The sequence below is a fragment of the Yoonia sp. genome, from assembly GCF_017854415.1.
GTDB lineage: Bacteria > Pseudomonadota > Alphaproteobacteria > Rhodobacterales > Rhodobacteraceae > Yoonia.
Window position 1 is genome coordinate 1 of record NZ_JAFMHR010000202.1, and the last position, 3,356, is coordinate 3,356.

The 3,356-nt window shown below is 53.7% G+C and carries 3 protein-coding genes and 1 pseudogene; all 4 read right to left on the reverse strand.

All coding sequences use genetic code 11. The annotated features are described in order from the left end of the window. Positions 1 to 1,462: acetate--CoA ligase (gene acs / locus QZ197_RS15345; RefSeq protein WP_296433045.1), on the reverse strand; the 1,462-nt coding region annotated here is incomplete at its 3' end. A 176-nt stretch (positions 1,463 to 1,638) separates the two neighbouring features. Then, the gene (locus QZ197_RS15350) at positions 1,639 to 1,863 is read right to left on the reverse strand and encodes a DUF1127 domain-containing protein (protein ID WP_296433047.1); all 225 of its coding nucleotides are present in this window, start codon (positions 1,861 to 1,863) and stop codon (positions 1,639 to 1,641) included. A gap of 162 nt (positions 1,864 to 2,025) precedes the next feature. After that, entirely contained in the window at positions 2,026 to 2,658 is a 633-nt protein-coding gene (locus tag QZ197_RS15355) for a hypothetical protein (protein WP_296433048.1), read from the reverse strand. Between the two features lie 138 nt (positions 2,659 to 2,796). Continuing rightward, positions 2,797 to 3,356 (reverse strand): annotated as a pseudogene (locus QZ197_RS15360) (right-handed parallel beta-helix repeat-containing protein); the annotation flags it as partial.

Consider the following 3,356-nt stretch of genomic DNA (forward strand, 5'->3'; position numbering starts at 1 on the left):
AGGTCTTTTCGAACCGCTCGTGATCGCCCCAAACGGTGCGCATCTGGGCAGGCCAGCTATCTTTGATGCAAAGCACGCCTTCGGCAGCCGTGTCGTGGATTTCTTCGCCAGTGGTTGGTTCCAAAATCACGGGCTGAATGCCAAAGAACGGCAGAGTTGCCGATCCGGGTTTGGTCGCTGTCGCGCCGGGCAGAGGCGTCAACAGGTGACCACCCGTTTCGGTCTGCCACCATGTGTCGACGATGGGCGCCTTACCCTTACCGACAACGTCGTTGTACCAATTCCAGGCCTCTGGATTGATCGGTTCGCCAACGGTGCCCAGCACTTTGATATCCGACAGGTCATATTTTTCGACAAATTCATTGCCTTGCGCCATCAGCGCACGAATGGCGGTTGGGGCAGTATAGAACTGGTTCACTTCGTGCTTTTCACACACAGCCCAGAAACGGCCCGCGTCAGGATAGGTCGGCACACCCTCGAACATGATTGTGGTCGCACCATTAGCCAGCGGACCATAGACGATATAGCTGTGTCCGGTCACCCAGCCTACATCGGCTGTGCACCAAAAGACGTCACCCTCATGATAATCGAATGTGTATTGGTGGGTCATCGCAGCGTAGACCAGATAGCCACCCGTGGAATGCACAACACCTTTAGGCATCCCGGTAGAGCCGGACGTATATAGGATGAACAGCGGATCTTCGGCGTTCATTTCTGTCGGGGGGCAATCGGCACTGACCTGCGTTTCCATTTCATGGAGCCAATAATCGCCCTCTGAACGCCATGCAATTTGCTGGCCTGTACGACGGACGCACAGACATTTGCAATCATGCATAACATTGATCAGCGCTTGGTTGACGCTGTCTTTGAGGTTGGTCACACGGCCACCGCGCGGCGCGCCGTCGGCAGTGATGACGACTTTGGCTTGGCTGCCGCTGATGCGTGCCGCCAAAGCATCCGCAGAGAAGCCAGCAAAGACAATCGAGTGGATTGCACCGATCCGCGCACAAGCGAGCATCGCATAGGCGGCTTCGGGGATCATCGGCATGTAAAGAACGACACGGTCGCCTTTGCCCACGCCAAGTTTCTTGAGGCTGTTGGCCATCAGGGACGTCTTTTCGTGCAACATCTTATAGGTGATGTGCAGAGCTTCGTCGTCAGCACTGTCAGGTTCCCAGATGATCGCAGTTTGATCCCCACGGGTTGCCAAGTGGCGGTCGATACAGTTGGCGCTGACGTTCAATGTGCCGTCTTCGAACCACTTGATATCAACTTCGCCGGGCGCAAAGCTTGTGTTCTTTACCTTGGTAAAAGGTTTGATCCAGTCCAAACGCTTGCCGTGTTCGGCCCAAAATCCTTCGGGATCATTAATCGAGGCGGCGTACATCGCATCATAAGTTGCCTTATCAGCATGAGCGTTCGCGGCCATTTCGGCAGATGGTGCATAGGTTTTATCGGACATGACGTCTTCCCCCTTGATCAATCGTGATGGCGCGGGCGTGTCGCCCGCAGCCTCCTCCGATGCGCATCATGGGGAAAAGCTGTGCGAATCCAAGACATGTGGTGAGGTGTCGCAGCGTTTTGTAAATCTGCGCACCAAGCCACACGACAAATTGTCATTTTATTGACTAGTTCACCTTACGCGTCGTGGCGAAACGTCATGCTGACTGCTTCAGCGCGGGTCAAACCTTTGGCGCGCAAATCTGCTTCGGGGATTGCCGCGATGGCTTGCAAGGCTTGCATCCGAGAGCTATTTTCAGCCAAGTTGTATAGCAATTTATCAATTGCACGGAAGGGCATCACCAAAAGCTCTAGCAGCATTTCGCGATTTGAAATCAATGTGTTATCTGGGCGGAGTGACATAGCGTACCTCTATGGAAAAGTGATTTTGTGATCTATCACAGAGGTAGTCGTCGCCTTACCTGCCAACAACGCCCGTTTGCGCAACCCCACCATGCAAGGGGCGCATTGGTCATCTGTCGAACGGGCAAAAAAGAAGCGCTGCATGATCTGCAGCGCTGTCCTTTACTTTTTCTTCTTCGCGCTTTTTTTGCCATCCCAAGGGGTGTTAGGCACGGAAACCTTTTTGCCACGTGGCACAGATTTTGTCGCTGCTGGGGGTTTTGGATCTGCGACTGCGCTTTTCGGGGCTGGCTTTGTGGCCGCCGCCGGTTTGGATTCTGGTGCGGCTTTTCCAGCTACTTTGACCGCAGGCTTTGCGGGCACCTGCGCTACAGGCGCTGCTTTCTTGGCAGCGACAACAGGTGTCTTTGCAGATACGACCTGAGCAGGTGCGACTTTTGCTTCAGGTACAGCCTTTACTTCAGGTACGGCTTTTGCTGCAGGTGCTGCAACAACCGGCGTCGCAACGACTGCCTGCACCGCAACTGGCTTTGCCACCGCAACCGCCTTTGGTTTCGGTGCGGAAATTTTGGCCTTTGCAGCTGTCTTTGTTTTAAGCTTCGGTGCCGCAGCTTTCTTTTCGGGGACAGATGTTTTCTTTTTCACCTCTGATGCAAAGTAAGGCGTCATCAGCGCACGTTGGGCGCTAAAGGTCTGATCGATAATAACATCAGCAAGGCGCATTTGCTGGCCAATTACGGCGCTTACGGCAGTCATAGTCTGGGCGGAAAGTGTCAAAGTCAGTGCGGGCGTCATGCGATTCCCCTTTAAGCTATGTGAATTTACACATTTATAGCCCAAATTATGCGGCAGTGCAGCATATTTCTGCAATGCAGCAAAATACTGCGTGATTAGGGCGCCCGTAAGCGCCCTAATACCAAGCGAATTGTGACCCTAGCTCGTTTGATCCATCCGGACGCTGTAGCGGACGCGCCCTTTGACGGCACTGCCCCAGTTCAGATGCACATCGCGACGATCACTTCCCTGTTCACTTAGCGACCACGGCAAATCATGCACGCTTGCATTGCCAGCATTCGTCACCGCCCCCGCAGGCATCACGCTGTCAACAGACAGCGCGTAGCCTTCAAAAGGCAGTGCATTGCGTGTTTCCAAAACCCATGTCGCGGCTTCGGTGACTTGTTCAAACGACAACGTCGCGGGGTTAGACACAGGTTCATTCACGTTGTGAAAGGTGTTGGCAGAAAATTCGAAACTGCGAGTCCGACCGTAGTCCAGATCAGCGAATGTCGTATCCACATGTTCGACCCTATCAATGCGACCATTGAGCGAACGAAATACGTTCCCGACCACCGCAAAGCCGTTGATGAAATGTCCTGGTCCGTAGGGTTTTATCACGATGAAATTGAACCAGTCAGCCACATCGTTGGTCGTAAACATATTGCCCGTGATCGTCAGGCCACCAAAGGAAAACTGGGCCCCGAAAGCCGGTTCGC